At 63.6% G+C, this 23,972-nt stretch carries 22 protein-coding genes, 1 pseudogene and 1 riboswitch; of the genes and pseudogenes, 11 read left to right on the top strand and 12 right to left on the bottom strand.

Translation table 11 applies throughout. The annotated features are described in order from the left end of the window. Position 1: 1 nt before the first annotated feature. The 9 genes and pseudogenes from nuoG to C1M53_RS23825 form a co-directional block, all read right to left on the bottom strand. Positions 2 to 2,079: pseudogene (gene nuoG, locus C1M53_RS23865) on the bottom strand (NADH-quinone oxidoreductase subunit NuoG). A gap of 97 nt (positions 2,080 to 2,176) precedes the next feature. Then, complete coding sequence (locus tag C1M53_RS23860) at positions 2,177 to 2,899, bottom strand: NADH-ubiquinone dehydrogenase (RefSeq protein ID WP_129414497.1); 723 nt, start codon at positions 2,897 to 2,899, stop codon at positions 2,177 to 2,179. 94 nt (positions 2,900 to 2,993) lie between these two features. Beyond that, positions 2,994 to 4,298 carry an NADH-quinone oxidoreductase subunit NuoF gene (nuoF, locus tag C1M53_RS23855; protein ID WP_129414496.1) on the bottom strand — a complete coding sequence of 435 codons (1,305 nt, stop codon included), beginning with the start codon at positions 4,296 to 4,298 and terminating at the stop codon, positions 2,994 to 2,996. Continuing rightward, positions 4,298 to 4,882, bottom strand: coding sequence for a hypothetical protein (locus tag C1M53_RS23850; protein ID WP_129414495.1), 585 nt, complete (start codon positions 4,880 to 4,882; stop codon positions 4,298 to 4,300). Before C1M53_RS23850 ends, nuoF begins: the two co-directional genes overlap by 1 nt. A gap of 64 nt (positions 4,883 to 4,946) precedes the next feature. Beyond that, a complete protein-coding gene (locus tag C1M53_RS23845) occupies positions 4,947 to 6,167 on the bottom strand; it encodes an NADH-quinone oxidoreductase subunit E (protein ID WP_129414494.1) in 1,221 nt (406 codons plus the stop codon). Next, positions 6,168 to 7,358, bottom strand: a complete 1,191-nt coding sequence (locus C1M53_RS23840; RefSeq protein ID WP_129414493.1) for an NADH-quinone oxidoreductase subunit D — start codon at positions 7,356 to 7,358, stop codon at positions 6,168 to 6,170. A 125-nt stretch (positions 7,359 to 7,483) separates the two neighbouring features. After that, positions 7,484 to 8,086, bottom strand: a complete 603-nt coding sequence (locus tag C1M53_RS23835; protein ID WP_129414492.1) for an NADH-quinone oxidoreductase subunit C — start codon at positions 8,084 to 8,086, stop codon at positions 7,484 to 7,486. Positions 8,087 to 8,092: 6 nt separating this feature from the next. Continuing rightward, complete coding sequence (locus tag C1M53_RS23830) at positions 8,093 to 8,674, bottom strand: NADH-quinone oxidoreductase subunit B (protein WP_129414491.1); 582 nt, start codon at positions 8,672 to 8,674, stop codon at positions 8,093 to 8,095. Further along, on the bottom strand, positions 8,665 to 9,030 hold the full coding sequence (locus C1M53_RS23825; RefSeq protein WP_129414490.1) for an NADH-quinone oxidoreductase subunit A: 366 nt from the start codon (positions 9,028 to 9,030) through the stop codon (positions 8,665 to 8,667). The genes C1M53_RS23830 and C1M53_RS23825 overlap by 10 nt, the downstream gene beginning before the upstream one ends. A gap of 330 nt (positions 9,031 to 9,360) precedes the next feature. Between C1M53_RS23825 and C1M53_RS23820 the strand changes: the two genes are divergently transcribed. Then, on the top strand, positions 9,361 to 10,575 hold the full coding sequence (locus tag C1M53_RS23820; protein ID WP_129414489.1) for a winged helix-turn-helix domain-containing protein: 1,215 nt from the start codon (positions 9,361 to 9,363) through the stop codon (positions 10,573 to 10,575). A gap of 63 nt (positions 10,576 to 10,638) precedes the next feature. Here C1M53_RS23820 and C1M53_RS23815 read toward each other — a convergent pair whose 3' ends face one another. Continuing rightward, on the bottom strand, positions 10,639 to 11,502 hold the full coding sequence (locus C1M53_RS23815; protein ID WP_129414488.1) for an alpha/beta hydrolase: 864 nt from the start codon (positions 11,500 to 11,502) through the stop codon (positions 10,639 to 10,641). Between the two features lie 186 nt (positions 11,503 to 11,688). Between C1M53_RS23815 and C1M53_RS23810 the strand changes: the two genes are divergently transcribed. Together C1M53_RS23810 and C1M53_RS23805 are read left to right on the top strand one after the other, a co-directional pair. Further along, positions 11,689 to 12,162 carry a GNAT family N-acetyltransferase gene (locus C1M53_RS23810; RefSeq protein ID WP_129414487.1) on the top strand — a complete coding sequence of 158 codons (474 nt, stop codon included), beginning with the start codon at positions 11,689 to 11,691 and terminating at the stop codon, positions 12,160 to 12,162. 24 nt (positions 12,163 to 12,186) lie between these two features. Then, a complete protein-coding gene (locus tag C1M53_RS23805) occupies positions 12,187 to 12,675 on the top strand; it encodes a shikimate kinase (RefSeq protein ID WP_129414486.1) in 489 nt (162 codons plus the stop codon). 46 nt (positions 12,676 to 12,721) lie between these two features. On the opposite strand, the gene C1M53_RS23800 is transcribed toward C1M53_RS23805, so the two are convergent. Continuing rightward, a complete protein-coding gene (locus C1M53_RS23800) occupies positions 12,722 to 13,615 on the bottom strand; it encodes an NmrA family NAD(P)-binding protein (RefSeq protein WP_129414485.1) in 894 nt (297 codons plus the stop codon). A gap of 109 nt (positions 13,616 to 13,724) precedes the next feature. On the opposite strand from C1M53_RS23800, the gene C1M53_RS23795 reads away from it, so the two are divergent. The 8 genes from C1M53_RS23795 to C1M53_RS23760 all read left to right on the top strand — a co-directional run bounded on the left by C1M53_RS23795 (position 13,725) and on the right by C1M53_RS23760 (position 23,240). Next, a complete protein-coding gene (locus C1M53_RS23795; RefSeq protein ID WP_129414484.1) occupies positions 13,725 to 14,639 on the top strand; it encodes a LysR family transcriptional regulator in 915 nt (304 codons plus the stop codon). Between the two features lie 82 nt (positions 14,640 to 14,721). Then, positions 14,722 to 14,926, top strand: a riboswitch (cobalamin riboswitch). Between the two features lie 33 nt (positions 14,927 to 14,959). Continuing rightward, the gene (locus C1M53_RS23790) at positions 14,960 to 15,385 is read left to right on the top strand and encodes a DUF1636 family protein (RefSeq protein ID WP_129414483.1); all 426 of its coding nucleotides are present in this window, start codon (positions 14,960 to 14,962) and stop codon (positions 15,383 to 15,385) included. Beyond that, positions 15,382 to 16,419, top strand: a complete 1,038-nt coding sequence (cobW, locus tag C1M53_RS23785; protein WP_129414482.1) for a cobalamin biosynthesis protein CobW — start codon at positions 15,382 to 15,384, stop codon at positions 16,417 to 16,419. Before C1M53_RS23790 ends, cobW begins: the two co-directional genes overlap by 4 nt. A gap of 3 nt (positions 16,420 to 16,422) precedes the next feature. Further along, complete coding sequence (gene cobN / locus C1M53_RS23780) at positions 16,423 to 19,770, top strand: cobaltochelatase subunit CobN (RefSeq protein WP_129414481.1); 3,348 nt, start codon at positions 16,423 to 16,425, stop codon at positions 19,768 to 19,770. Next, complete coding sequence (gene cobG, locus C1M53_RS23775) at positions 19,767 to 21,098, top strand: precorrin-3B synthase (protein ID WP_129414480.1); 1,332 nt, start codon at positions 19,767 to 19,769, stop codon at positions 21,096 to 21,098. The genes cobN and cobG overlap by 4 nt, the downstream gene beginning before the upstream one ends. 2 nt (positions 21,099 to 21,100) lie before the next feature. Beyond that, complete coding sequence (locus C1M53_RS23770; RefSeq protein ID WP_129414479.1) at positions 21,101 to 21,733, top strand: precorrin-8X methylmutase; 633 nt, start codon at positions 21,101 to 21,103, stop codon at positions 21,731 to 21,733. Continuing rightward, positions 21,730 to 22,479, top strand: a complete 750-nt coding sequence (locus C1M53_RS23765; protein ID WP_129414478.1) for a precorrin-2 C(20)-methyltransferase — start codon at positions 21,730 to 21,732, stop codon at positions 22,477 to 22,479. The genes C1M53_RS23770 and C1M53_RS23765 overlap by 4 nt, the downstream gene beginning before the upstream one ends. After that, positions 22,476 to 23,240, top strand: coding sequence for a precorrin-3B C(17)-methyltransferase (locus tag C1M53_RS23760; RefSeq protein WP_129414477.1), 765 nt, complete (start codon positions 22,476 to 22,478; stop codon positions 23,238 to 23,240). The genes C1M53_RS23765 and C1M53_RS23760 overlap by 4 nt, the downstream gene beginning before the upstream one ends. Here the strand turns inward: C1M53_RS23760 and C1M53_RS23755 are convergent. Beyond that, the gene (locus tag C1M53_RS23755; RefSeq protein WP_129416337.1) at positions 23,204 to 23,971 is read right to left on the bottom strand and encodes a cobalt-precorrin-6A reductase; all 768 of its coding nucleotides are present in this window, start codon (positions 23,969 to 23,971) and stop codon (positions 23,204 to 23,206) included. The two genes, C1M53_RS23760 and C1M53_RS23755, sit on opposite strands and share 37 nt — an antisense overlap. Position 23,972: the final 1 nt, after the last annotated feature.

The raw sequence follows: 23,972 nt of genomic DNA, 5'->3' as shown, positions 1-23,972 counted from the left end.
TTTATTCCGCTGCCTGCCTGAAGCCGTTCTTCGCGAGCGCCGAGCATTCGGCCATCACCGCGGAAGCGCGTGCGATCGGGTTCGTCAAATAGAAGTCCTCAACCGCCGAAGTGAAGGCTGCCTTGGCAAGGCGTCCGCCGAGCTTGGCCGCCTTGGCGATATCGTCAGCCTCGCCTGCCGCGATCTGGTCGATGCGGGCAAGATGCGGGTGCTCGCCATAGAGCTTCTGCCGCAGCTGCGCCAGCGAATCGAAAGGCAATTTCTTGCCAAGCACATCCGAAAGCGCCCGCAGGATCGCCCAGTCCTCGCGGGCATCGCCGGGAGCGAAACCGGCACGGTTGGTCTGCTGCACGCGGCCTTCGGTGTTTACGTAGGTGGCTGATTTTTCGGTGTAGGCTGCGGCTGGCAGGATGACATCGGCGCGGTGTGCACCGGCATCGCCATGCGTTCCGATATAGACGACGAAGCCGGAAGCCTTGGCCATGTCGAGTTCGTCGGCACCGAGCAGGAACAGCACTTCGCTGTCGCTCAGGATGCCGGCAGTGTCCTTGCCGCCCTCACCCGGCACGAAACCGATGTCGAGGCCGCCGACGCGGGCAGCGGCGGTGTGCAAGACCGCGAAGCCGTTCCAGCCGTCCTTCACAGCGCCGACCGCCTGGGCAAGTTTGGCGACCTGGCCGAGTACGGCCGCGCCGTCCGAACGCGACAGCGCACCCTGACCGACAATGATCAGCGGATGTTCGGCCTTCTTCAGTGTCTGGAAGAACTTGCCATTGCCTTCGGCGAGGTCCTTCAGCGTGTCAGGGCCGGCACCGAGCGGCTCATAATCGTAGCGGGTGTCGCCAACCTCGCCGACGACGGCGACCGGCAGATTGCCGACGCGCCAGCGTTTGCGAATGCGGGCATTGAGCACCGAAGCCTCAAAACGCGGATTCGCACCAACGATCAATACTGCGTCGGCCTGCTCGATGCCTTCGATGGTCGGGTTGAAGATGTAGCTGGCACGACCGAGCGAGGGATCGAGCGCTGCACCATCCTGGCGGCAGTCGATGCTGGCCGAGCCGAGCGACTGTGCCAGAAGCTTCAACGCATACATTTCCTCGACAGCAGCGAGATCGCCGGCGATGGCGCCGATCTTCTCCGGCGCTGCCTTGGCAACTGCACCCTCACAGTCTCGAAGGCTTCCGCCCAGGTGGCCGGAGTCAGCTTGCCGTTCTTGCGCACGTAAGGCCGGTCGAGGCGCTGCGTGCGCAGGCCATCCCAGATGTAGCGGGTCTTGTCGGAGATCCACTCCTCATTCACCGCTTCGTTGACGCGCGGCAGAATGCGCATGACTTCACGGCCGCGGCTGTCGACCCGGATCGCCGAGCCGACCGCGTCCATGACATCGATCGATTCCGTCTTGGTCAATTCCCACGGACGCGCCGTGAAGGCGAAGGGCTTCGAGGTCAGCGCGCCGACCGGGCACAGGTCAACGACGTTGCCCTGCAGTTCCGAGGTCATCGCCTGCTCGAGATAGGTGGTGATCTCGGCGTCCTCGCCGCGACCGATCAGGCCGAGCTCGGAAATGCCGGCGACTTCCGTTGTGAAACGGACGCAACGCGTGCAGTGGATGCAGCGGTTCATCACCGTCTTCACCAGCGGGCCGATATATTTGTCCTCGACCGCACGCTTGTTCTCGTGGAAGCGCGAGGAATCGACACCGAAGGCCATCGCCTGATCCTGCAGGTCGCACTCGCCGCCCTGGTCGCAGATCGGACAGTCGAGCGGATGGTTGATGAGCAGGAACTCCATCACGCCTTCACGCGCCTTCTTGACCATAGGCGAGTTGGTCAACATTTCCGGCGGCTCGCCGTTCGGGCCGGGGCGCAGGTCGCGCACACCCATGGCGCAGGAGGCCTGCGGCTTGGGCGGCCCGCCCTTCACTTCGACCAGGCACATGCGGCAGTTGCCGGCAATCGACAGCCGCTCATGGAAACAGAAGCGCGGCACTTCCGCGCCCGCCGCTTCCGCTGCCTGCAGCAGCGTGTAGTGGTCGGGTACCTCGATCTCTTTCCCGTCGACCTTGAGCTTTGCCATCAATTGCTCCTGGCGGCCTGGGCCGCTTCGTATGCGTTGCGAACGGCGAGCACATCGCGCGTGTCGTGGACCTGCATCGCCGTCGCCTTTCCTTCGCTCAGTTTTTCGTCTTGGCGGTCAAAGCCGCCGCTTGTGTCAGCCAGCCGTCGCGTTCGACACGGCCCTTGAAGCCAAGATAGTCGTCCACCCAGGCAACCTCGGCAGGCGTCCAGGCAGCGACCTGCGTATAGGTCCAGACACCGAGATCGTTCAGGACCTTTTCAAGCTTCGGACCGACACCGGCGATTGCCTTGAGGTCGTCCGGAACGGCGGGTTTGTCGATGCTGGCGGGCTTGCGGAAATCTTCCGGCATCAAGGCAGTGACGGCGACGGCAGCGGGCACTTCGACCACGGCGGTCTCGACGGGCTGAATGTCTTCCGTCGTCTCAACGACCGGTTCCACGATCTTTTCGGCCACGGACTGTGCTTCTGCGATCAGCTTTCTTGTTGCAACGCGTGCCCGCACTGCCGGAGCCTTGGCGACCGGTGCGTCGTCACGGTCGGCAAAGCTCCTCGCTGAGCCGGGGAAATCGTCCAGAACCGGCTGCATAAGGCGCTGCGACATCTCGGCGGCACCGGTCAGCGCGCCGACCCAGACGCCGAAAGCATGGCTGGCCAGACCGAAGCCGAGCGCCGAGAATGCGGCGGCACCGGCAACCGGATGCGCGAACAGGTTGACGGCACTGGCCATCTCCTGCGGCATCATCCTGGTCAGATCCTGGGTCATTTTCTCGAATTCGTTCCTGTCAGGCACTGTGTCGGGTATGGGAAACATCGACATTGGCTCACTCCTAAGCCGTTTCGTTCCTGATGCCCTGCTTTCAGCCGTTTCCTTGAAACCCGGGTTTGTCCCGGCTTCCGTTTCTTGCCTTATGTTACTCAGCCGCCACAAGCACCGGCTCGGCACGGTGTGCGTTGCGGGTGAATTCGTCGATGCGGCGCTCGATCTCCGGGCGGAAGTTGCGGATCAGACCCTGGATGGGCCAGGCCGCAGCATCGCCGAGCGCGCAGATCGTGTGACCTTCGATCTGCTTCGTGACATCGAGCAGCATGTCGATCTCGCGCTTCTGCGCCTCGCCGCGCACCAGCCGTTCCATCACCCGCCACATCCAGCCCGTGCCTTCACGGCATGGCGTGCACTGGCCACAGCTTTCGTGCTTGAAGAAATAGGCAAGTCTGGCGATCGCCTTCACGATATCGGTCGACTTGTCCATGACGATGACGGCAGCCGTGCCAAACGAGGATTTCTTCTCGCGCAGGCCATCGAAATCCATCGGGCAGTCGATGATGTCCTCGGCCTTGACGACCGGGCAGGACGCACCGCCAGGGATGACGGCGAGCAGGTTGTCCCAGCCACCGCGGATGCCGCCGCCATGCTTCTCGATGAGTTCGCGGAAGGTGATGCCCATCGCTTCTTCGACGGTGCAGGGCGTGTTGACGTGGCCAACCAGCATGAACAGCTTGGTGCCGACATTGTTCGGGCGGCCGATCGACGAGAACCATGCTGCGCCGCGGCGCAGGATGGTAGGGGCCACGGCGATCGACTCGACATTGTTGACCGTGGTCGGGCAGCCATAAAGGCCGACATTGGCCGGGAACGGCGGCTTCAGGCGCGGCTGGCCCTTCTTGCCTTCCAGGCTTTCCAGCAGCGCGGTCTCTTCGCCGCAGATATAGGCACCCGCGCCATGATGGACGTAGATGTCGAAATCGTAGCCGTTCTTGTTGCCCTTGCCGATCAGCTTGGCTTCGTAAGCCTCATCGATGGCCCGCTGCAGCGCCTCACGCTCACGGATGAATTCGCCGCGGACATAGATGTAGGCAGCAACCGCCCCCATGGCGAAGCCGGCCAGCAGGCAACCCTCAACCAGCGTGTGAGGATCATGACGCAGGATATCGCGATCCTTGCAGGTTCCCGGCTCGGATTCGTCGGCATTGACGACGAGATAGCTCGGACGGCCGTCGCTCTGCTTGGGCATGAACGACCATTTGAGGCCTGTCGGGAAGCCGGCTCCGCCACGGCCACGCAGCCCCGACGCCTTCATCTCGTTGATGATCCAGTCACGGCCCTTGTCGATGATCGCCTTGGTGCCATCCCACTGCCCGCGCGCCATGGCGCCTTGCAGCGACTGGTCGAAGCGGCCGTAGATATTGGTGAAGATGCGGTCCTTGTCCTGAAGCATTATGTGGTGCTCCCGCTTTCTTCTTCGCCAAGCACTCGCCTGGCTACGGTTCTTACGATCAGGCCGCCGAAAACCATCATGCCGGCAGCCTTGAGGATGAGCATGGCGACAGCTGACAAATCCTGCTGCTGAAAGCCATCACGAAAAGGGGTCAACGGATCCTGGAACTTCGCCACCGCGTCGGCGATCTGGTTTCCTGTCGACTCGCTGGAACCAAAGAACGTCGAATAGACAAAATAACAAAGTCCCAACAGCGCGCCGACGGCAAAGCGCGGCGACCTGAAAATCTCGGTACGTGCGGTGTGGACGTCGTCGACCGACTTGCGGAACTTGTTGAGCACGAAATAGACCATGCCACCCGCGAGCGCCGTTACAAGCACGAGGCTGAAGGGATCGGTCCTGCCCGACGAGATGGAATATCCGAATGCGAACAGTGCCGCCGCGCCCGCCCCGAGCTTCGGCCAGTGCAAATCGATGAATGAACCATGGAACTGCGGACGTTCCGTCTCACCATCTCGATAGATCACATGTGGGCTTGGTTTCTGCGGCGAGATCCGGGGCGCGCTGCCGGCAAGCGGGCGCACGGCGTTCGACGAACGCTGCGTATCCTGCCCTCTCTTGCCAAAGCTAGCCATGGTCTATGCTTCCTCAGACCGGTTTCTTGCCGAACACGCGGATGTATTCCTCGACGCCACCCTTGGCGAGCGCCTTGGCCTGCTTGACCCAGTCCTCGCGTTCGATGCGGCCATGGAAGGAAAGGTACCCGTCCACCCACTCGCGCTCGGCTTTCTTCCACGACGCCACCTGGGCGTAAGTGAAGATACCGAGTTCATGCAGCGTGGCTTCGATCTTGGGGCCGACGCCGGAGATCAACTGAAGGTCGTCAACAGCGGCCGGCTTCGAGATGCCTTTCGGACGGTTCTTGTCTTCCAGCGAAGGCTTGGCGGGCGCAGCTTCCTTCTTTGCCGGCGCCTTCTTCGGCGCAGCGGCGGTTTCAGCCTTTGATGCAGCCGGCCTGGCTTCAGCCTTTGCCTTCGGCGCCTTGACGCTTGCAGCCTTTTCGGCAGCCGGCGCGACCTTGACCTTGGATGGGGTCTTCACCGCCGGGCTCGTTTCGATGGCGTCGGTCTTCGGCTTGGCAGCATTGGACGGTGCCACAGCGGCGGCTTTCACCGGCTCTGCCGCGACAGCAGGTGCTTCCTTGGTGGTGCGCGCGGCAGCCTTGGTCGCCTTGTCGCGCGTGGTCTTGAGGATCTGCTTCTCATCGGCCAGCGAGGTGAAACCACTGACCGGTGCCGAGAAATAACGGCCGTTCTGCGGACCGACCGGCGCGGAATGCCCCTTGCCCGCCTCGAAATCATCAATGATCTCGGCCAGCCGCTGCGGCGTCAGATCCTCATAAGTGTCCTTGAAGATCATGACCATCGGCGCATTCACGCAGGCGCCGAGGCACTCGACCTCCTCCCACGACAGCGTGCCGTCGGCATTGGTGTGGAACTGGTCGTGATGGATCTTGGAGCGGCAGACATCCATCAGCTCTTCAGAGCCGCGCAGCATGCAGGGCGTGGTGCCGCATACCTGGACATGAGCGCGGGTGCCGACCGGCTTCAGCTGGTACTGCGTATAGAAGGTGGCGACTTCCAGCCCGCGGATATAGGGCATGCCGAGCATTTCGCAGATCGACTCGATCGCCGCCTTGGTGACCCAGCCTTCCTGCTCCTGCGCCAGCATCAAAAGCGGGATGATGGCCGACTGTTCGCGGCCTTTCGGGTACTTGGCGATCCACTTCCTGGCCGACGCCGCATTCGCCTTGTTGAAAGCGAAGGAAGCTGGCTGGACGCTTGCATCTGCGAGACGACGGACTGACATTTAGCGGTCAACCTCTCCGAACACGATGTCGAGGGAGCCGAGGATGGCGGTGACGTCGGCCAGCATGTGGCCGCGGCACAGGAAATCCATGGCCTGCAGATGCGCGAAACCAGGCGCGCGCAGCTTGCAGCGATAAGGCTTGTTGGTGCCGTCGGAGACCAGGAAGACGCCGAACTCGCCCTTCGGCGCTTCGACGGCTGCGTAGACCTCGCCGGGCGGAACACGATAACCTTCGGTGTAGAGCTTGAAGTGATGGATGAGCGCTTCCATCGAACGCTTCATCTCGCCACGCTTAGGCGGCACCACCTTGCCGTCGATGTTCGACACCGGGCCGGCGCTTTCCTTGCCGAGCAGCAGATCGACGCACTGGCGCATGATCCGTGCCGATTGGCGCATCTCTTCCATACGAATGAGATAGCGATCGTAACAGTCGCCGTTCTTGCCGATCGGGATGTCGAATTCCAGTTCCGAATAGCATTCATAGGGCTGTGACTTGCGCAGGTCCCAGGCCGCGCCCGAACCACGCACCATCACGCCCGAGAAGCCCCAGGCCCAGGCATCGTCCAATGACACGACACCGATGTCGGCATTGCGCTGCTTGAAGATGCGGTTGGGGGTGAGCAGCGCGTCGAGATCGTCGATCGACTTCAGGAACGGATCGATCCACCTGCCGATGTCTTCGATCAGCTGCTTCGGCAGATCCTGATGCACGCCACCGGGACGGAAATAGGCGGCATGCATGCGCGAACCGGAAGCCCGCTCGTAGAACACCATAAGCTTTTCGCGCTCGATGAACCCCCACAGCGGCGGGGTCAGTGCGCCAACGTCCATAGCCTGCGTCGTCACATTGAGGATGTGCGACATGATGCGGCCTATCTCGGAATAAAGCACGCGGATCAACTGACCGCGCTTCGGCACCTCGATCCCGAGCAGTTTTTCCGCGGCGAGCGCGAAAGCATGCTCCTGGTTCATAGGCGCGCAGTAGTCGAGCCGGTCGAGATAAGGCACCGCCTGCAGGTAGGTCTTGTGCTCGATCAGCTTCTCCGTGCCGCGGTGCAGCAGGCCGATATGCGGATCGACACGATCGACCACCTCGCCATCTAGCTCCAGCACGAGGCGCAAAACGCCGTGCGCGGCCGGATGCTGCGGGCCGAAGTTGATATTGAAGTTGCGAACTGAGGTCTCAGCCATTTGATTTACTGACCTTGCTGCCTAGAGCGCCTTCACGAGCTGAGCCACGACATACGCAGTGACGCCGGCCAGAACCAGCCACAGCACCTTGCGCACGGTCGAGCCGCCAGCCGCTTTGCCGCCGGTCATTGCTTCGCCTTTTCATCGCCCGGCAGCACGTATTCCGTGCCCTCCCACGGCGAGAGAAAATCAAAACTGCGGAATTCCTGCTTCAACTCCACCGGCTCGTAGATCACGCGCTTGGCTTCGTCGTCGTAACGCACCTCGACGAAGCCAGTGAGCGGGAAGTCCTTGCGCAGCGGGTGGCCGTCGAAACCATAATCCGTCAGGATGCGGCGCAGGTCCGGATGGCCGGAAAACAGCACGCCGTACAGATCATAGGTCTCGCGCTCGAACCAGTCGGCACCCGGCCAGACACCGGTTACGGACGGAACCACCGTCTCCTCGTCGGCATGTGTTTTGAGACGGATGCGCAGATTCTGCTTCGGCGACAACAGATGATAGACCACGTCGAAGCGCAGCGCCCGCGACGGATAGTCGGCACCTGACACGTCGATGATCGAAACGAACTGGCACCTGGCGTCATCACGCAGGAAGGTTGCCGCCTTGACCACGTCGGCAGCGCCGACCAGGACCGTCAGCTCGCCATAGGCGAGCACACTGTCGATCACCGTTGCGCCGAGCTTGTCCTTGATATGGTCGGCAAGGCTGTTGAGAGCTTCACTCATGATCGTTTACCGTTCGATCGTGCCAGTGCGGCGTATCTTCTTCTGCAGAAGAAGCAGCCCGTAGAGCAGCGCTTCAGCAGTTGGCGGACAGCCGGGCACATAGATGTCGACCGGCACGACGCGATCGCAGCCGCGAACCACCGAATAGGAATAGTGGTAATAACCGCCACCATTGGCGCAGGAACCCATCGAGATGACGTAGCGTGGCTCCGGCATCTGGTCGTAAACCTTGCGCAGCGCAGGCGCCATCTTGTTGGTCAGCGTGCCGGCGACGATCATCACGTCCGACTGACGCGGTGAAGCGCGCGGAGCGATGCCGAAGCGTTCGCTGTCATAGCGCGGCATGGCGCTGTGGATCATCTCCACCGCGCAACAGGCCAGACCGAAGGTCATGTACATCAGCGAGCCGGTGCGCGCCCAGGTGATCAGGGCCTCGCTCGAAGTGACCAGGAAGCCCTTGTCGGCAAGCTCGTTGTTGATGTCCAGAAAGAAGGGATCGTCCGAACCGATCGGCTTGCCGGTGTTTGGATCGAGAATGCCCTTCGGCTTCGGCGCGACGAGCGTGCCGGAACTGTCGCTCAATCCCATTCCAGCGCTCCTTTTTTCCATTCATAGGCAAAGCCGATGGTCAGCACGCCGAGGAACACCATCATGGACCAGAAGCCGAGCATGCCGATCTGGCCGAAGGAGACCGCCCACGGGAACAGGAAGGCCACTTCCAGATCGAAGATGATGAACAAGATCGACACCAGGTAGAAACGGATGTCGAATTTCATGCGGGCGTCGTCGAAGGAATTGAAACCGCACTCGTAGGCCGACAGCTTTTCCGGGTCCGGATTGCGGTACGCGACCAGGAATGGTGCCACGATAAGGGCAAGGCCTACGACGAGCGCCACACCGATGAAGAGAACGATGGGCAGGTACGAACTGAGGAGTGCGTTCATGCTGCGACTTTCCATTGGTGGCTTATCCACCTGATACAGCACAAGACCCTAGGGCGGAAGCACGTGGGTTCAACCGCTGAACCGATTTACGGGCCCATGCTGCAATGCGGCGACGGTTAGCGCAGCGCATTCGGCGAAGCAAGTCAAACCTTGTTCAAAATGCGACTGTGGACGCCTCTTCCAGCAAAACTGGTCCGATCAGCTCCCATTTGATTTCCTTCACTTTTTACTCCACTTTTCTCTCCTGACAGGATCGGCGGCCAAACCCTGCTAGCATGGGTGGAATCGCCGGCAGCCTCGGCTCATCGCAACAGTCAAAATGTCGTCAGGATGAAAGACAGGATCTCGCTCAAAACGGCCCGCCGTATCGCACTTGCAGCACAGGGCTTCGCCGACCCGCGACCAGTTGGCACACCCGACCGCCGCCACCTCGGACGTGTGCTTTCGCGCACTGGCCTTCTGCAGATCGATTCCGTCAGTGCGGTGGTGCGGGCGCACTACATGCCGCTCTATTCGCGTCTTGGCCCCTACCCGATGTCCATGCTCGACGAGGCGATGGCGCCCGGCCGCAAGCGCCTGCTGTTCGAATACTGGGCGCATGAGGCCTCGCTACTGCCGGTCGAGACCTATCCCCTGATGCGCTGGCGCATGGAACGCGCCGGGCGCGGCGAGGAAATGTATCTTGGCCTCGCCAAGTGGGGCTGCCAGAACACGTCCATGATCGAGGAGATCTACCGCGAGGTCGAAGCACGCGGCCCCATCGCCGCTTCCGAAATCGAAGGCCACAAGGGCAATGGCGGCTGGTGGGGCTGGAGCGCCGCCAAGCACGCCTTCGAGTGGTTGTTCTGGGCCGGGCGCATCACCACCCATTCACGCCGTGGCTTCGAGCGTCTCTATGATCTGCCGGAACGGGTACTGCCACAGGCCGTCCGCGACATGCCTGTCCCCTCGCCCGAGGACGCGCACCGCGAATTGCTGCGCCTGTCGGCGCGGGCACATGGGGTGGCGACTTACTCCTGTCTGCGCGACTACTTCCGGCTCGCGCCGCATGACACCAAGGGGCGGCTGGAGGAACTGGTCGAAGACGGTGAACTGATCCCGGTCCGCGTCGAAGGCTGGGACAAACCCGCTTATCTCCACAAGGACGCACGCCAGCCTCGCAAGGTCGAAGCGCGTGCCCTGCTCGCGCCCTTCGATCCGCTGGTGTTCGAGCGCGGCCGCGCCGAGAACCTGTTCGACTTCCGCTATCGCATCGAGATCTACACGCCTGCCGACAAGCGGCAGTACGGCTACTATGTGCTGCCCTTCCTCTATGACGAGAAGATCGTGGCGCGCGTCGACCTCAAAGCCGACCGGCCCGCCGGCGTGCTGCGCGTGCATGCCGCCTATGCTGAAGCGAGCGCGCCGCCGGAAACCGCGACCGAGCTGTTCGAAGAGCTGAAACTGATGCAGGCCTGGCTCGGCCTCGAACGCACCGAAATAACGCCTGCTGGTGATCTCGGTCCAGCGCTCGCCGCTGTCGCCGCCATCGCGAGAGCCGCCTGACAAACGCGACAAACGCAAAGGAGGCGCTGCTAGCGCCTCCTTCTCCGTCAGGCTCTGTCCCGTTTACTGGAACATGCCCTTGGGTGTTTCGCCCTTCAGGAAGGGCTCGGTGAAGGCGAAGAGCAGTGCGGGCTGGGTGATGACGGCGGTGTGCGAGGTCGCAGGCATGACTGCGAGGCGCGAGGCGGCAAGCGGCTTGCCCATGTCGCCCATGGCGCCGCCACCAAGCAACCGGAACAGCGCAACCGAATGCTCGAGCGTGGCCACGTCGGCATCGCCGCTGATGATCAGCACCGGGGTCTTGAGTGCCTTGACCTCGGCTTCCCAGGCCATCGGCTCCTTCTCCAGCGGGATCAGCTTGCCGACCAGCGCAGGAAAGCCATCCGGATTGGCGGCGAGCTTCTTGTACTCAGCCGCGAAAGGCATGTTGACGAACATCTCGACGTTCATCTGAGGAATAAAGGCCGTGAATTCGGGTTGCCAGCCCTTGGCATCGTAGGCGACCGATGCCGCAACCAGCTTGTTGACCTTGTCAGGATGACGGATGGCGAGCTGCAGGCCGGCTGCTGCGCCCATCGAATAGCCGAACACATCGGCTTTCTTCAGACCCACCTTGTCCATGAAGCCGGCAACATCGTCGGCGAGATTGGGATAGGTGATCGGCCGGTCGACGTCTGTAGTGCGGCCGTGTCCCTGGAATTCCAGTGCATAGACCTTGTGGGTCTTGGCCAGTGTCGGAATGATCTCCCCCATCGACGGAATGTTCATGTAGGCGCCATGCAGGACGACCAGCGGCTCGCCCTCGCCCGACACCTCGTAATACATCTTCATGCCGTTGACCTCGACACGATCGCCGACGGGTACGGACCCGGCAAACGCCGGAGTGCCGAGAAGAAAAGCTGCGGCTGCTAACAATGCGCGGAACATGAGGCTCTCCGTTTGTTGTCTCATGCGTTTTCGATAACGCTGCCTGTAAGACGAAGCAGCGTTTCACATTCCGACATGGCCAGACAAAATTTTCTTCTGGCGGCTGGCGACCAACGGCCACGCGATGGCACTCTCGTCATCTCTCCGAATCCTTGGCTTGCCATGACGCCAACCGAAAGACCGCCCATGCCGCTTGAAGTCGCCGCGCAATTTCGAACTGCTACTGCGACAGATGTGGCCTTGGTCCGCGACGTCGTGCGCGCGGCCTACTCGAAGTGGATCACGGTCATCGGACGCGAACCGAGCCCGATGAAGGCCGACTACGACGAGGCGCTGCAAAAGCACCAGTTCACCCTGCTCTATCTGGATACCGAGATCGCTGGTCTGATCGAGACCATCCAGGAAAACGATCATCTCTGGATCGAGAACGTCTGTGTGTTGCCGGCTCAGCAGGGAAAGGGGCTTGGCAAAAAACTGCTCGATCATGCAGAACAGCTGGCTCGCCAGGCGGGTCACAACGAAACCCGCCTGCTGACCAACGCCGCGTTCGAAGCCAACATCGCGCTCTATGAGCGCCTGGGCTATGTCATCACCGAACGCGAGCCGTACATGGAAGGCACCACGGTCTACATGCGCAAGCATCTCGCACTTCACCTGTGAATCTGTTCGCCATCCGAGCTCTCCATGAAACGCGTCCTGATCACCGGCATGTCCGGGACCGGCAAGTCAGCCACCATCCTGGAGCTGGCGAGACGTGGCCATGCGGCCTACGACCTCGATACGCCGGAGTGGTCACACTGGATCGATGCCGTCCCTGGTGACACGCTGACGCCTGGAGACGGCAAGGATTGGGTGTGGCAGCTGGACAAGGTTCGCACACTGCTTTGCCAACCGCGCGAAGAGACCCTCTTCATCAGCGGTTGTGCCGAGAATATGGACGAGCTTTTCCCGCTGATCGATACCGTCATCCTGCTCTCCGTGCCGGTCGAGACAGCCATGCAAAGGGTGTCGGCACGAACCCCTGACGGTTATGGTCACATCGAAGAGGAACAGCGCAAGATTGCCGAACTGATCGCCACGGTCGAGCCGCTGCTTCGGGAGTCTTCCGACCACGAAATCGATTCCAGAGGACCGGTCGAAAGCACCGCCGACCGTATCCTGGAGCTGGCCTAGCACCACCCGCTCCTTTCCGTGGAATTGGTCACCGGCTCGATCCGGATCACGACAGCGATAAATCTTGCGGATCGACGACCGCGAGCTCTTCGAAATATCGCCGCAGCGTACTGGGTTCGCGTCCAAGAATGGCACGCAGGGTCAGGCTGTTTCCGGCAGAGCCGAATTCCGTGTAGGACTCAAATACGCGTGCGAGTTGCGCCAGCGCATCGCCTTCGAAAGGCGGTTTGGCGACGGCCGCCCACGCCTCGAAGCTGAGTTCCACCGGCTCGATCACCCGCCCAAGCAAGGCACTCATCAAGGCGGCAATCTCGATGCGATTGTGCATCCCATCGGCGGCAAGCTCGAAAGAGCCATAGGCAAGCTGATCCTCAGTCAATGCCTTGGCCGCAACTTCGGCGACGTCGCGGTAATCGACGCGCGCCAGCCGCGCGGTGTTCGAAAAAGGTTCCGCGAAGACACCGTTGCGGACCACGGCCTGCCAGGCCGGGGCGATGTTCTGGAACAACGTTGCCGGGTAGAGGATGGTGTAGTCCAACCTGGAGCGCAGCAACGCCTCCTCCACCGGCAGTTTGCTGGCATGATTGGCCAGCCCGTTGGCTGGGTGGATGACGGACGAAAACACGAACTTGCCAACTCCCGCGCGCTTCGCCGCATCAACCATGGCAATACCAAGTGCTGGTTCGTCCGCCACGAAGGGCGGGCCGACATGGTAGACCCCGTCTATTCCCTTGAGCGCGCCGTCGAGGCTTCCGGCATCGCGCAGGTCGCCATGCACGATTTCCGATGCGCCGTTGCCCCGTGCCGCTCGTGCAGCCGCTGCGTTGCGCACCAGCGCCCGCACAATGAAACCACGCCGGGCAAGCTCGGCGGCGACATAGCCACCGCTACGGCCGGAAGCGCCCACCACGAGCACGGTTTTCCCGTTCAGATCAGACATCGGTTTACCTCAGGTTTTGGAACCATATGCCTGTGAAGATCGGTCTCTCGTTTGCCGGTTGGTAGGCCGGTCATCTGTGATACGGTCTCCCGAAAATCGGAGAGCCAGCATGGATCGGTTTGATGACGTCGAAGCGTTCCTCGCGATCGTCGAACGGGGCAACCTGTCAGCCGCCGCCCGCCATCTCGGCCGTTCGCTGCAGGCGGTCAGTCGTTCGCTGGCCACTCTTGAAAGGAGTGTCGGCGTGGAGCTAGTTCGCCGCACCACGCACAAGGCGCAGCCCACGGAAGCCGGGCATGACTTCTACCGCCGGGTGAAACCGGCGTTTCTGGAAATTGTCGAAGCCAGGATCGAAGCCGGGAACCGCAGCGCCGAACCTTCCGGGTTGCTCAAGGTCGGAGCACCGGAACTGTTCGGACATCGCTATCTTGTCCCGATCCTCGCGCGTTTCATGGAAATGCACCCCAGGCTGGAGATCGAACTCAATCTTTCGAACCGCTTCGTCGACCTTGCCGAGGAAGGGCTGGACCTCGCCATCCGTATCGGCGAACTGCCGGATTCGGACTTGAAGGCGCGCCGGCTCGGCATCATGCGCCGGGTCGTTTTCGGCGCGCCGTCCTATTTCGAAAAACGCGGGCGCCCCTCCCATCCGCGAGACCTGGCCGAACATCACTGTGTTTTCCGCAACACGGATCGCGATGCCGGTGCCTGGCAATTCCAGGAAGGCGGCAGGCCATTGACCGTGAAGGTCGGTGGGCGGCTGCATCTCGACAACGCGGCTGCGAGCCACGCAGCAATCGCCATTGGCCTCGGCATAGGCCGCGTGCCGCTCTGGCAGATCCAGGATCTTGTCGACAGCGGCACAGTCGAGGTGATTCTGGAGGAGTTCGAACAGCCGGCGGTTCCGGTCCACATCGTCTGGCCGGCCGCCCGCCTGCCGCTTGCCAAGACGCGTCTTTTCATCGACTTCCTGGCAGCCAATCTGCACATTCAAAGGCGAGAACGGGATTGTATAGTGGCTTGACGTCGGCTCGGTGGCCCAAGCCACCATCACGCTTGCGACGCGATCCGCCGTTGCGGCGCGTTGACAGCGCCACCCGCCCAAGCCTAAATCCGGCAAAGACGGTCTCCTCCCTTCACGGGGAGGAGCGAAGAGGGAATGCGGTGCGGGGCAAAAGCCTCAAGTCCGCGGCTGTCCCCGCAACTGTGAGCGGCGAGCCAAGGCCGAGAGCCACTGGGGTTTTCCCGGGAAGGCGGCACCGAGGCACCGACCCGCGAGCCAGGAGACCTGCCGTCTGACCAGAATCCCAACGCCTGGCGGGTGTCCCGGGCAAGGAGCCTGATTTGGATCACGACGATAATTTCTCGGCCGGGACGACGACAGCGGATGTGGAAACCGCGCCCGTTACCGTCATCGTCTGCTCGTCCTGTCGGGATGAGAACGGCTCTGATGCCCATCCCCGTGCCGGCGCTCTGCTGGCCGAAGCCACCCGCGCCGCAGCTCGTGACCGCCACTCCATTGAAGTGCGAACAGTCGAGTGCCTCGGGAACTGCAAGCGCCGGCTTTCGGCGGCACTGCTGCGCAACGACTGCTGGAGCTATGTCTTTGGTGACCTGACAGTCGGATCGGGTTCCGACCTCGTCGCCGGAGCAGAACTTTTCGCGACATCGCAGGACGGCCTCATTCCATGGCGAGGCCGCCCTGACTCCCTGAAGCGCGGCCTCGTCGCGCGCATCCCTCCCCTCGCTGTTTTGAAGGACCAGATATGACCGCTTCCGTTTCCCGCGTCCCCTGCACCGTCGTCACCGGCTTCCTCGGCGCCGGCAAGACAACGCTGATCCGCAACATCCTCGAAAACGCCAAAGGCAAGCGGCTGGCCCTCATCGTCAACGAATTCGGTGACGTCGGCGTCGACGGCGAGATCCTCAAGGGCTGCGGTGTCGACACCTGCCCTGAGGAAAACATCGTCGAACTCGCCAATGGCTGCATCTGCTGCACGGTCGCCGACGACTTCGTACCGGCGCTCGACCAGATCCTGGCACGCACGCCGAAGGTTGACCACATCCTGATCGAGACCTCCGGCCTCGCACTGCCGAAGCCACTGGTGCAGGCCTTCCAGTGGCCGACGGTCAAGAACCGCGTCACCGTGGATGGTGTCGTCGCCGTGGTCGACGGCCCGGCACTTGCCGAAGGACGCGTAGCCTCGGACATGGACGCGCTCGCCGCCCAGCGTGCCGCAGACGACTCACTCGACCACGACGATCCGGTCGAGGAAGTGTTCGAGGATCAGGTCGCCTGCGCCGACCTGATCATTCTCTCCAAGAACGATCTGCTGGACGAGGCCGGTGCGGCTCGGGCCAATGCCGTGCTGAACGAACATATCGCACGCGCGGTCAAGGTGGTGCCGACCGCACAGGGCAAGGTCGATCCGTCAGTACTGCTCGGCCTCGGCCTCGCCGTCGAGGATGACATTGAAAACCGCAAGAGCCATCATGATGGCATGGGTGACCACGAGCATGACGATTTCGACACCTTCGTGGTCGAAATCCCCGCTGTTGCCAATCCGGAGGATCTCGCTCGCCGTGTCGCGGAGGCCGCGGACAGGGAAAACGTGCTGCGCGTAAAGGGTTTCGTCGAGGTCGACGCCAAGCCGATGCGTCTGCTGCTGCAGGCTGTGGGGCCACGCGTGAACCACTATTACGATCGCGCCTGGACGGCTGAGGACGACCGCCGCTCGCGGCTGGTCGTGATCGGGCTGAAGGGTCTCGACCGCCCGGCCATCGAGAAGATCCTGGTAGGATAAACCTTGCACATCCTGACCACCACCTCCGCCTCGCTCGACGATATCGCCGAGCCGGTCGATCTGCGCCAGCAGCCGGCGGAGATGGTGGCGCTGTCTTTCACCGACAGCGATCTGGCCGGATTGGCGTCCGCCTGGCAGGCGGATGCCGAAACCCTGCCCTCGATGCGGCTGGCGGCGCTGCGCGACCTTCGCCACCCGATGTCCGTCGATCTGTGGATCGACAGCGTCGCACGGCACGCCAAGGTGATCCTGGTACGAATCCTGGGCGGCTACGACTGGTGGCGCTACGGCTGCGACCAGCTTGCCGCGACAGCCCGCGCCAGGGGCATCAAGCTGGCGCTGCTGCCCGGCGAATCCCATGACGAAGATCCGCGCCTCACGGAAGCCTCCACTCTGCCTGCCGAAGAGCTTGGCGCCTTGCTTGCCTATTTTCGCCAGGGTGGACCGGCCAACATGTCTGCGCTGGTCAATCAGCTGGCTCGGCTTTGCGGCCACGACCGGGTTGTCGCCCAACCGGTCGAACTGCCCAAGGCGGGGTTTTATCAGCCGGGCGTCGGTGTCGTCGACGCGCCTCCTCCGACGTTCACCAGCAAACCCGCCGTCCCCGTCCTCTTTTATCGTTCAATGCTGCTCGCGGCCGATGCTGCCCCCATCGATGCCTTGGCCGCAGCGCTTGAAGTGCGCGACGTCATGGCCGTGCCCATCTTCGTGCCCAGTCTGAAAGACCAGGCGGCTCTGGGGTTCGTCGAAAAGGCGTTCAGCACTCTGAACCCTGCCGCCATCGTCACCGCCACCGCCTTTGCTTCCGGTGCTGAACCTGGGGCCGAAACCCTGTTCGACCGTGCCGGCGTGCCGGTGTTCCAGGTCATTGTCGCCACGACGCGCCGCGACGCCTGGGAGACCAACCAGCGCGGCCTGGCACCGGCCGATCTTGCCATGCATGTCGTACTGCCGGAACTGGATGGCCGCATCCTGGCCGGCGCGATCTCCTTCAAGGCCGAACTGGGAGCAGATACCGAGCTCGCCTTCCGTGCTTTCGCCAACAGGCCGGAGCCCGACCGCGTCGAGCGTGTCGCCGATCGCATCGCCGCGCATATCCGGCTTCAGCGAGCGGCCCCGGCCGAACGGCGTCTTGCCATCCTTGTTCCCGACTATCCGAGCGCTCCGGGTCGTACCGGCTATGCCGTCGGGCTTGACGTGCCCTCCTCCGTGCTCGCCATGCTGCATGACCTTAACGATGCCGGCTATTTCGTTGAGAAGATTCCTGAATCCCCACGCCGGCTGCTCGACCTTCTGGAAGAGGCCGGCCAGCGCCTGGCGGCCAACGACTACGCCGCGCTTTCCAGTGACCTGCCGGCAGATGCGCGCCAGACCGTATCCGACGCCTGGGGCGAAGCCGGCGGATCCCATTTCCCGTTTCGCGCCGCGACGTTCGGCAATGTCACCGTGGCTCTGGCACCGGATCGCGGCCGTTCCGCCGACCGCCGCGCCGACTATCACGATCCAACGCTGCCGCCGCGCCACGAGTTGGTCGCCTTTGGACTCTGGCTTCAGAAATCACTTGGGGTCCATGCGATCATCCATGTCGGCGCGCACGGCACGCTGGAGTGGCTGCCCGGCAAGACCGTTGCCCTCGGTCCGAACTGCTTCCCGGAAATCGTCACCGGCGCGCTGCCGGTGATCTATCCGTTCATTGTCTCCAATCCCGGCGAAGCCGCGCAAGCCAAGCGCCGCATCGCCGCGGTTACACTCGGTCATCTGCCACCGCCTCTGACCGACGCCGGCCTGGATGATCACCAGCAGGAGCTGGAACGACTGGTCGATGAATACGCCCAGGCGGATGGGCTCGACCGCCGCCGGCGCGACCGGTTGGCCAGGCTGATCGTCGAAACTGCCGCGAAAACCGGCCTAGCATCGGAGGCCGGTGTGGCCAAAACCGACGCCCCCGATGAAGCGCTGCGCCGCATCGACGCCTGGCTCTGCGATCTCAAGGATTTTGCGGTCAAGGACGGGCTGCACGTCTATGGCCGCTCCGTGGACGGCGAAGCCGACCCTTTGCGCCTGCAAAGCGCGACCAACGAAAAGGCGGCACTGCTCGCGGCCCTCGATGGCCGCCATGTCGCCGCAGGCCCGGCGGGCGCACCTGCCCGCGGCCGCACCGACGTCCTGCCCACCGGCAGGAACCTGTTCACTGCCGACCCGCGCACCATGCCGACGCCGACCGCTTTCGATCTCGGCAAGGCAGCTGCCGACGAGATCGTGGTTAGCTACATGCAGGGCCATGGCGACTGGCCGCGTGCTCTGGTCATAGACCTGTGGGGATCCGCGTCCCTGCGCACGGGTGGCGAGGAGATCGCGCAGGGCCTGGCGTTGATGGGATGCCGGCCGCAATGGGATGCCGCCACCGGTCGCGTCACCGGGATCGAAGTGTTGCCGCCGGCCACGCTCGGACGGCCACGTGTCGACGTCACTTGGCGCATCTCCGGCCTGTTTCGCGACATGTTCCCAACCCAGATTGCCCTGATCGATGCGGCAGCACGCGCTGTCGCCCAGCGAGACGAGGACGACAGCGAGAACCCGCTCGCGGCGGCAACGCGTGCAGCAGGCCGGGTCGAACCGCGCATCTTCGGCTCCTCGCCAGGCACCTATGGCGCCGGCCTGGAGGCGATGCTTGCCAGCGGCGAATGGCGTCGCCGCGAGGAGCTTGGCCGAGCCTATCTTGAAGCCGCCTCGCACGCTTATGGCGGAGCCGACGGCGAAGGCTCGGCAGTGCCCGGCGCCTTTGCCGGACGCATCGCCGAAGCCGATCTGCTTGTCCACACCGGCGACGATCCGGGGCGAGACATCCTCGAAGGTTCGGCCGATGTCGCTTTCATCGGCGGCTTCTCCGCGGCGGTCGCTGCGCTTGGCACAAGCGCCGACGTCATCGTGCTTGACACGACGGATCCTGCAAGGCCGAAACCACGCTCGGTATCGGAAGCCGTCACGCGCGTGGTGCGGGCCCGCGCCGTCAACCGCCGTTTCATCGAGGGACAGATGCGGCACGGACCGCGTGGTGCCTCGGAATTCGCCGAGACGGTTGATCGCTTGATCGGCTTCGCAGAGACCACCCAGGCCATTGCCGGCGATCTGATCGGCGCCGTGCACGATGCCTATCTCGGCGACGAGGCGGTGCGCGCGTTTCTGCTTGCCGAGAACCCTCAGGCCGCCAAATTGATTGCCGAGCGTTTTCGATCGGCCAGGCAGCGTGGCCTGTGGCACCCGCTGCGCAACTCGGTCGACGACGATCTGGCCGCCCTGATCGCAGAAGCTCAAGGTCGTGTGCCAAAGGGAGCGGAGGCGGCCGAATGAACGCCCTCCAGCGCCGCGGCGCCTGCCCCGCCTTGTCGACGCCGATGCAGACCGGCGACGGGCTTCTGGTGCGTCTCAATCCGGTTGCTGGAGGACTTTCTCCCAAGGCTCTGATCGGACTCTCGGAATCCGCCACGCGGCATGGCAACGGCATCATGGAAGTCACCGCCCGCGGCTCGATCCAGATCCGCGGCCTGACCACTGCAGGGGCCGGCCAGCTGGCCGCGGAGGTGAACGCGTTGGGCATCGCCGTGCGAACCGGCGTTCCGGTCGAAACCGGCCCGCTGGCCGGGCTGGACATGCACGAGATTGCCGATCCGCGCCCACTCGCGGAAGCCCTGCGCAGGGCGATTGAAAAAACCGATCTGGCAGGCAGGCTCGGGCCGAAAGTCTCCATTGTCGTCGACGGTGGCGGCGCCATCGGCCTGGACGCGATCCTGGCCGACATCCGGCTCGTCGCGACAAGGGACGGCAGCCAAGTAAGATGGCATCTTGCCATTGGCGGCACTGCGGCCACCGCACGGCCGCTGGCTTTGCTGGATGAGACAGACGCGTGCGATAGGACTTTGACGATCCTTCAAGCCATTGCCGCCATCGGGCGGGAAGGCCGCGCACGCGAGTTGAGCGCCACAGTCCTGCCCGCAGACGGCGCTGTACTAGCAGATCGGCAAAGCCGTCGAAGCGATTCTGCTCCCACTGGAATCCTTGCCTTGACCAACGATGCCCACGCCGTCGGCATCGCCCTGCCCTTCGGTTCGATGCCCGCCGAAACGATCGCAAAACTTTGCCTGGAAGCACGTGCACGCAGCGCCGTCGAAATCCGGCCTGCGCCGCGACGCACCCTGCTGTTCCTCGGGCTGGACGAAGAAGACCGTGTCGGTCTGCAGCAGGCCGCCCGTGGGCTCGGCTTCGTGACCGAAGCCGGCGATCCGCGCCTGCACATCGCGGCTTGCCCGGGCGAGCCTGCCTGCGCCTCCGGCCGGATCGCGACGCGCGAAATCGCCGAAACGGTGGCATCAAACCACGCCGCTCTGCTCGACGGCTCCTTCACCTTGCATGTTTCCGGTTGCGCCAAGGGCTGCGCCCACCCCGCGACGGCGGCCCTTACGCTGGTCGGCGGCGAAAACGGAGCCGGACTTGTCGTGGACGGGACGGCAAAGGCTCTTCCGCGCCGATACAGCCCGCGATATGAAGCCGCGCGCGGCCTTGGCCGCGTCGCCGCGCTGGCCGGCAGCGCCAGGCACGGCAACGAAACCGTGGCCGTCTGCCTCGCCCGGCTGGGTGAAGCAGCGATCACCGACGCCTTCGCGAGATTGGGTACGGATTGAGTATGGCCGCCTATGACTACATCCATGACGGCAACGCCATCTACGAGCGTTCCTTCGCCATCATCCGCGCAGAGGCCGACCTGTCGCGCTTCTCGGAGGCCGAGGCCGATATCGCCATTCGCATGATCCATGCCTGCGGCCAGGTCGAGGCGGCACATCATTTCGTCTTCTCGCCCGATTTCGCCAGTGCCGCGCGTGACGCGCTCAAGGCAGGTGCACCGATCCTGTGCGACGCCGAAATGGTGTCGCATGGCGTTACCCGCGCCCGCCTGCCGGCGGGCAACGACGTGATCTGCACCCTGCGTGATCCCCGTACCGCCGACATCGCCAAGGCGATCGGCAACACGCGTTCGGCCGCGGCCATAGATCTGTGGACCGACCGGCTAGCAGGGGCTGTGGTGGCGATCGGCAATGCGCCGACCGCACTGTTCTACCTCCTTGAGAAACTACGCGACGGCGCGCCGAAGCCGGCCGCGATCATCGGCATGCCGGTAGGATTTGTCGGCGCGGCCGAATCCAAGGATGCGCTGGCCGAGAATTCCTACGGCGTGCCGTTCGCGATCGTTCGCGGCCGGCTGGGCGGCAGTGCCATGACCGCTGCCGCGCTGAATTCACTGGCGAGGCCCGGCCTGTGAGCGCGTCGGCAAAAGGCCGCCTGATCGGCGTCGGCACCGGCCCCGGTGATCCCGAACTGATGACGCTCAAGGCCGTGCGTGCGCTGGCCGCGGCCGATGTGGTGGCGCATTTTTCCAAGCGCGGCGCCAACGGCAATGCCCGTACCATTGTCGGTGCACATCGTCGGCCAGACTGGATCGAGCTGCCGCTGGTCTACCCGGTCACCACCGAGATCGACAAGGACAGCGACGACTACAAGGCGGCGATCACCGGCTTTTACGAAGAGTCGGCGACGCGGGTCGCCGAACATCTCGACCAGGGCCGCACCGTCGCCATCCTCTCCGAGGGCGACCCGCTGTTCTATGGCTCCTATATGCACCTGCATGTGCGCCTTGCACATCGCTACCCGACCGAAGTCATTCCGGGCGTGACGGCGATGTCGGGCTGCTGGTCGGCCAATGGGCTGCCGATCGTGCAGGGCGACGATGTGCTGACCGTGCTGCCCGGCACGATGAATGAGTTCGAACTGACCCGGCGGCTGGCCGACACCGATGCCGCCGTCATCATGAAGGTTGGCCGCAACCTGCCGAAAATCCGTCGCGCGCTGGAAACCACCGGCAAGCTTGCACGTGCCATTTATGTCGAACGCGGCACCATGCCCGGTTCGGTCTCCATGCGATTGCAGGACAAGCTGGACGACAAGGCGCCTTATTTCGCAGTGGTGCTGGTCGCAGGTTGGTCTGGCCGCCCGGAGGTTAGCCTGTGAGCGGCCGTCTCTATGTCATCGGCCTCGGCCCCGGCAACGCCGACCAGGTCACGCCGCAAGCCAGCCACGCGGTCGCGGAGGCTACGTTCTTCTATGGCTACAAGCCCTATGTCGACCGGCTTGAGCTGAAGCCGCATCAGACCCCGGTCGCCTCCGACAACCGTGAGGAACTGGCGCGCGCCAAGGAAGCGATCGTCAAGGCCGCTGAAGGTCATGCTGTAGCCGTCGTCTCCGGTGGTGACCCTGGCGTCTTCGCTATGGCCGCGGCGGTGTGCGAGGCGATCGAGGAAGGTCCTGCCGAATGGCGTGACATCGACCTGCAGATCGTGCCGGGTGTTACCGCGATGCTCGCCGTAGCTGCGCGCGCCGGCGCTCCGCTCGGCCACGATTTCTGCGCCATCTCGCTGTCCGACAATCTGAAGCCATGGGATTTGATCGAACTCAGGCTGCTCGCCGCGGCCGGCGCGGGTTTCGTGATCGCGCTCTACAATCCGATCAGCAAGGCCCGTCCCTGGCAGCTCGGGCGCGCCTTCGAGGCGCTCGCCGCTGTTTTGCCAGGCACCACGCCGGTGATCTTCGGTCGCGCCGCAGGCCGTCCCGACGAGCGCATCGAAGTCGCCTCGCTGGCTTTCGCCCGCGCCGACATGGCGGACATGGCAACCTGTGTGATTATCGGATCGCCTGAAACCCGTATCATCAAGCGCAACGGCAAGCCGGCGCTGGTCTACACGCCGCGTTCGGCGACGGGACGCAGAGAATGATCGACCATGACCAGCAGCTCCGGGACGCCTGGCGCCGAAGCTACCGTCGGCAGGATGGGCCTGCGGATCATCACCACCTCGATGCCGAGTGCCCGCGCCGCGGCGATCTTGCCGTAGGTCGCTTCACCACCGCTGTTCTTGCAAACGACGACGTCGATGCCGTGTTCGAGCAGCAATCGATGCTCGTCCGCCTCGCGAAACGGTCCACGCGCCAGAAGATAGTCGACATGCGGAACGCCGAGCGGCGGCTCGACCGGGTCGACGCTGCGCAGCAGATAATGGTGCTGGGCTGCGCTCTCGAAGGCGCCGACGTCCTGGCGCCCGAGCGCCAGAAAGACACGCCGGGCGGGCAGGCCCAACGCGACGGCGGCAGCGGCAGCATCGTCCACTTCAGTCCAGCGGTCGCCTTCTCTTCGCTCCCAGCCGGAGCGCCGCAGCGCCAGGATCGGCACGCCGGCAAGTTGCGCGGCTTCGGCGGCGTTGGCCGAAATACGCGCCGCGTATGGATGCGTCGCGTCGATCAGCAGATCTGTCCCGGTGTCCCGCAGATAGCCAGCCAGGCCTTCGGCGCCGCCGAAACCGCCGACGCGCGTCGGCACCTGCTGGGCCAGCGGATTCTCCGTGCGGCCCGCCAGCGAAAGGGTCAATTCGACATCGGGCCTCGCTGCCAGATGGCTGGCCAGTTGCCTCGCCTCGGTCGTGCCGCCCAGGATGAGAATACGGTGGGACATC

The organism is Mesorhizobium sp. Pch-S, assembly GCF_004136315.1.
Lineage (GTDB): Bacteria > Pseudomonadota > Alphaproteobacteria > Rhizobiales > Rhizobiaceae > Mesorhizobium.
This window is presented reverse-complemented; position numbering and strand designations above follow the sequence as displayed.